This is a genomic window from Mesorhizobium sp. M7A.F.Ca.CA.001.10.2.1, assembly GCF_003998575.1.
Taxonomy (GTDB): Bacteria; Pseudomonadota; Alphaproteobacteria; order Rhizobiales; family Rhizobiaceae; genus Mesorhizobium.
Genome location: NZ_RZQY01000503.1, coordinates 1 through 4,480, shown reverse-complemented (window position 1 = coordinate 4,480; position 4,480 = coordinate 1). Strand labels below are relative to the sequence as shown.

At 62.3% G+C, this 4,480-nt stretch carries 5 protein-coding genes and 1 pseudogene; 1 reads left to right on the top strand and 5 read right to left on the bottom strand.

The features are described 5' to 3' along the window. A pseudogene (locus tag EN964_RS25865) lies at positions 1-256 on the bottom strand (D-xylose ABC transporter substrate-binding protein); the annotation flags it as partial. 270 nt (positions 257-526) lie between these two features. On the opposite strand from EN964_RS25865, the gene EN964_RS25860 reads away from it, so the two are divergent. Continuing rightward, positions 527-1,774 (top strand): ROK family protein, encoded by a 1,248-nt coding sequence (locus tag EN964_RS25860; RefSeq protein WP_127267719.1) that lies wholly within the window; start codon positions 527-529, stop codon positions 1,772-1,774. A 16-nt stretch (positions 1,775-1,790) separates the two neighbouring features. On the opposite strand, the gene phoB is transcribed toward EN964_RS25860, so the two are convergent. The 4 genes from phoB to EN964_RS25840 all read right to left on the bottom strand — a co-directional run. Then, positions 1,791-2,480, bottom strand: a complete 690-nt coding sequence (gene phoB, locus EN964_RS25855) for a phosphate regulon transcriptional regulator PhoB (RefSeq protein ID WP_010911896.1) — start codon at positions 2,478-2,480, stop codon at positions 1,791-1,793. Positions 2,481-2,496: 16 nt separating this feature from the next. Beyond that, on the bottom strand, positions 2,497-3,204 hold the full coding sequence (gene phoU, locus EN964_RS25850) for a phosphate signaling complex protein PhoU (protein ID WP_127267720.1): 708 nt from the start codon (positions 3,202-3,204) through the stop codon (positions 2,497-2,499). Between the two features lie 26 nt (positions 3,205-3,230). Next, positions 3,231-4,055, bottom strand: a complete 825-nt coding sequence (pstB, locus tag EN964_RS25845; protein ID WP_127267721.1) for a phosphate ABC transporter ATP-binding protein PstB — start codon at positions 4,053-4,055, stop codon at positions 3,231-3,233. 17 nt (positions 4,056-4,072) lie between these two features. Continuing rightward, on the bottom strand, positions 4,073-4,480 hold a 408-nt coding region (locus tag EN964_RS25840; protein ID WP_127276903.1), incomplete at its 5' end, for a PstA family ABC transporter permease.

The following is a 4,480-nucleotide window of genomic DNA, read 5'->3' as shown; positions in this document are numbered from 1 at the left end:
GGGAATTAGCGCCCTGCGAGATCAGGCTTTCGACATCGGTAAGCTGCTTGCCGGGATTGGACTGCGCATCGGCGGAGATGTACTTGTCGCCGGCGGCCTCGATCGCCGTCTTCATGGCGGCCTCGTCGGTCTTCCAGCGTTCTTCCTGGAAGTTGGACCACGAAACGCCGACAACCTTGTCCTTCGCCTGCGCGACAGACGCGAGCGTCAGCGACATGGCGGCACCCGCCAGGATGGCGGCCGTGAATCTTTTCATATTATCCTCCCTGCGCCGCGTATGGCGCGACCAAACTGACCCGAGGGCCGGCACAGAGGCTCTATTTTTTCGAGCCTCGAAAAAATACTGGGCCAACGCCCGAACGCTGTCAACATCGATTCTGATGGATTTTGATGTCATTTCGAGTTTTTTTCGAGTCTCGGAATAAATAAATGACACGGCATGCAGCTTCTGCCAGTATTTACCGGCGTCACCGACAGCGTTCCAGGGGCAGGAGGAACCGCGGCGACCGGGAGGATATGAAAGAACATGTCGGTCGGAATCCGCCACGACGATCTGCGCCGCCGCAACCGCGCCATGGTGATCGCGGCAGTGCGCCGCGCCGGACAGCCGTCACGAACCGAGATCGCCGCGACCACAAGCCTCAGCCATTCGACCATCTCGGCGATTTCATCCGACCTGATCGTCGAAGGCATCCTGACCGAAAGCAAGCCGAGCGAGGCCGGCTCGCTCAAACGCGGCCGGCCGCAGGTCGGCCTCAGTCTCAATCCGGAAGCGGCCGCGGTAATGACCGTGGTGCTGTCGCTGAACTTCCTCTCCGTCGCCGTCATCGACTATGCCGGCCAGGTGATATCCGAGGAACAGCGCCGGCTGGACACGCTGACGATGTCGCGCGAGTCGCTGATCGGGGAATGCACGGCCATCGTGCGGCGCCGCCTGGCAGATCCCGACCTGGACGTGCGCAGCATCGCCCGCATCGCGCTGGCCATCCAGGGCATCACCGACACCCGTGCCCGCGCCATGCTGTGGTCGCCGATCACGCCGCACACCGACATCGCCTTCGCTGACATATTCGAAGACGAGTTCGGCATCCCTGCCATAATGGAGAACGACTGCAACATGATGGCGGTGGCGCTGCGCTGGCGCGACCCCGATCGTTACCGCGACGATTTCATCGCTATCCTTTTGTCGCACGGCATCGGCATGGGACTGGTGCTGAAGGGCGAATTGTTCACCGGCACCCATTCTTCGGGCGGCGAATTCGGCCACATGATCCATCGGCCGAACGGCGCGCTATGTCGCTGCGGACGGCGCGGCTGCGTCGAAGCCTATGCGGGCAATTACGCCATCTGGCGCAACGCCAGGCAGATGGGCGAGGATGCAGAACCCGTCGCCGATGTCAGCGACGCCGACATGCGCGCCCTGGCTGCCGCGGCCCGCGAAGGTGACGGACCCGAACGGGAAGCCTATCGCAAGGCCGGCGAAGCGCTCGGCTACGGCCTCGGCAGCCTGTTCGCGCTGATCGATCCGGCGCCGGTCGCCATGGTCGGTGTCAGCGCCGCCGCCTTCGACCTGATCGAGCCGGCATTGCGGCAAGCGATTGCCCAGACCGCCGGCGGCCAGCATTCCAAATCGATTTCCTTCGACACCGAGCCGAACGAACTGCCGCTGATCCGCGAAGGCTGCGCCATGCGGGCGCTGATCTTCGTCGATCAGGAGATTTTTGCGCCGGGCGTGCAGGCGAGATCCGGTTTCGGCGGCAAGAACGTGGCGTGAGTTCAAACGAGGGAGTTCAGTCCTCTCGGATGGCGTATCCGGCCCCACGGATCGTGCGGATGACATCAGGCATACGGCCATTGTTGACCGCCTTGCGCAGCCGGCCGACATGCACGTCGACCGTGCGCTCGTCGATGTAGATCGTCTCGCCCCAGACATTGTCGAGCAGCTGGCTGCGCGAGAACACGCGGCCTGGATGGCGCATCATGAATTCGAGCAGGCGGAATTCCGTCGGCCCAAGCCGGATCTCGCTCTTCTTGCGATAGACACGGTGCGACTCGCGATCGAGCACGATATCGCCGACCTTTAGCACGCTGGACAGCACTTCCGGCTTGGCCCGGCGCAGCAGCGCCTTGACCCTGGCCATGAACTCCGGCGTCGAGAAGGGCTTGACCAGATAGTCGTCGGCGCCGGTCGACAGGCCGCGCACGCGGTCGCTTTCCTCGCCTCGCGCGGTCAGCATGATGATCGGCAGCCGCTCGGTCTCGGGACGCATTCGCAGGCGCCGGCAGAGTTCGATGCCCGAAACCGCAGGCACCATCCAGTCGAGCACCAGAAGATCGGGAACGTTCTCCTGCAGCCGGATTTCGGCCTCATCGCCGCGCGTCACCACCTCGACCTGGTAACCTTCGGATTCAAGATTGTAGCGGAGCAGCACGCCTAGCGGCTCCTCATCCTCCACCACCATGATGCGTGGTGCGATCATCGGCTGGTCACCCTTGTTATGCCGCTGGCGCGGACATTGCCGTCTCGTCCTGCTTCGGACGATTGGCTGGCAGCTGCGTGCCGGTCAAAACATAGTAGGCATTTTCGGCGATGTTGGTCACGTGGTCGCCGATCCGCTCGAGGTTCTTGGCGCAAAACAACAGGTGCGTGCACGCCGTGATGTTGCGGGGATCTTCCATCATGTAGGTCAGCAGCTCGCGGAACACCGAGGTGTATTTGACGTCGATGCGTTCATCATTGTTTCTGAGCGTGGCAAGCGCTGCCGCGTCAGCGGCGGCATACTCGTCGACGACCCCCTGCACCTGGATCAGCACCAGCTGCGCCATCGCGTCGATCGAATGCGAAAGATCGTGCGGCGTGACGCTCAGCCCGACAGTGCCGACGCGCTTGGCGATGTTCTTGGCAAGGTCGCCGATGCGCTCGAGGTCGCCGGCCATGCGGATCGAACCGACCACCGCACGCAGATCGTTGGCCATTGGCTGGCGCTTGGCGATCAGCGTGATGGCGCGATCGTCCAGCTCGCGCTGGCGGGCATCCATGATCGCATCGTCGGAAACCACGCGCTGCGCCAGCGCATTGTCCGAATTGAGCAAAGCCTTGGTCGAGCCACTGACCATCGAGCGGGCGAGATCGCCCATGTCGCGGATCAGCTGGCTGATCTGCTCCAGATCCTCATCGAAAGATGCAACGGTATGTTCACCCATGATCTTCGTCCCTCATATGCCTGAGCTCAGCCGAACCGGCCGGTGATGTAGTCCTGGGTGCGTTTGTCGTCGGGGGTGGTGAACATCTTGTCGGTGGCGCCCTCCTCGACCAGATAGCCTAGATGGAACATCGCGGTGCGCTGCGACACGCGCGCTGCCTGCTGCATCGAATGGGTGACGATGACGATCGTATAGTTCTGGCGCAGTTCGTCGATCAGTTCCTCGACGCGAGCAGTGGCGATCGGGTCGAGCGCCGAACACGGTTCGTCCATCAGGATCACCTCGGGTGACACGGCGATGGCGCGTGCAATGCACAGACGCTGTTGCTGGCCACCGGAAAGACCCGTGCCAGGTTCCTGCAAACGGTCCTTCACCTCGTTCCAGATCGCCGCCTTCTTCAAGCTCGACTCGACGATCTGATCCATGTCGGCCTTGCGCTTGGCCAATCCGTGGATGCGCGGGCCATAGGCGACGTTCTCGTAGATCGACTTGGGGAACGGATTGGGTTTCTGAAACACCATGCCGACGCGCGCCCTGAGTTCGACGACATCGATGTTCTTGTCGTAGATGTCTTCTTCGTCGAGCGTTATCTTGCCGGTTACCCGCGCGGAATCGATGGTGTCGTTCATGCGGTTGAGGCAACGCAGGAAGGTCGACTTGCCGCAGCCGGAGGGGCCGATCAGCGCCGTCACCTGATTCAGGCGGACGTCGAGATTGACATCGAACAGCGCCTGCTTCTCGCCATAGAACACGCCGACCTTGTCGCCACGCATTTTGATCACTTCGTTCGACTTGGCGTTCATCTTATCGCCCACTGCATTTTCAAGGGACTGTTCGGTCATGATGTTCATACCAAAATGCCTTTTTTCTACCAGCGCCGCTCGAACCGACGCCGAAGCACGATCGCGGTGATGTTCATGGCCATGAGGAAGACGAGCAGGATGATGATCGCGCCCGACATGCGCTCGACGAAGGCGCGTTCGGCCTCGTTCGCCCACATATAGATCTGCACCGGCAGCGCAGTGGCCGGATCGAAAGGCGTCGTCGGTGGATCGGCGACGAAGGCGACCATGCCGATTAGCAGCAGGGGCGCGGTTTCACCGAGCGCACGCGCTAGACCGATGATGGTGCCGGTGAGGATGCCGGGTGCGGCAAGCGGCAGGATGTGCTGGAACACCATCTGCATCTTGGAGGCGCCAAGACCGAGAGCCGCCGAGCGGATCGACGGCGGCACCGCGGCAAGTGCAGCGCGCGTCGCGATGATGATCGTCGGCAG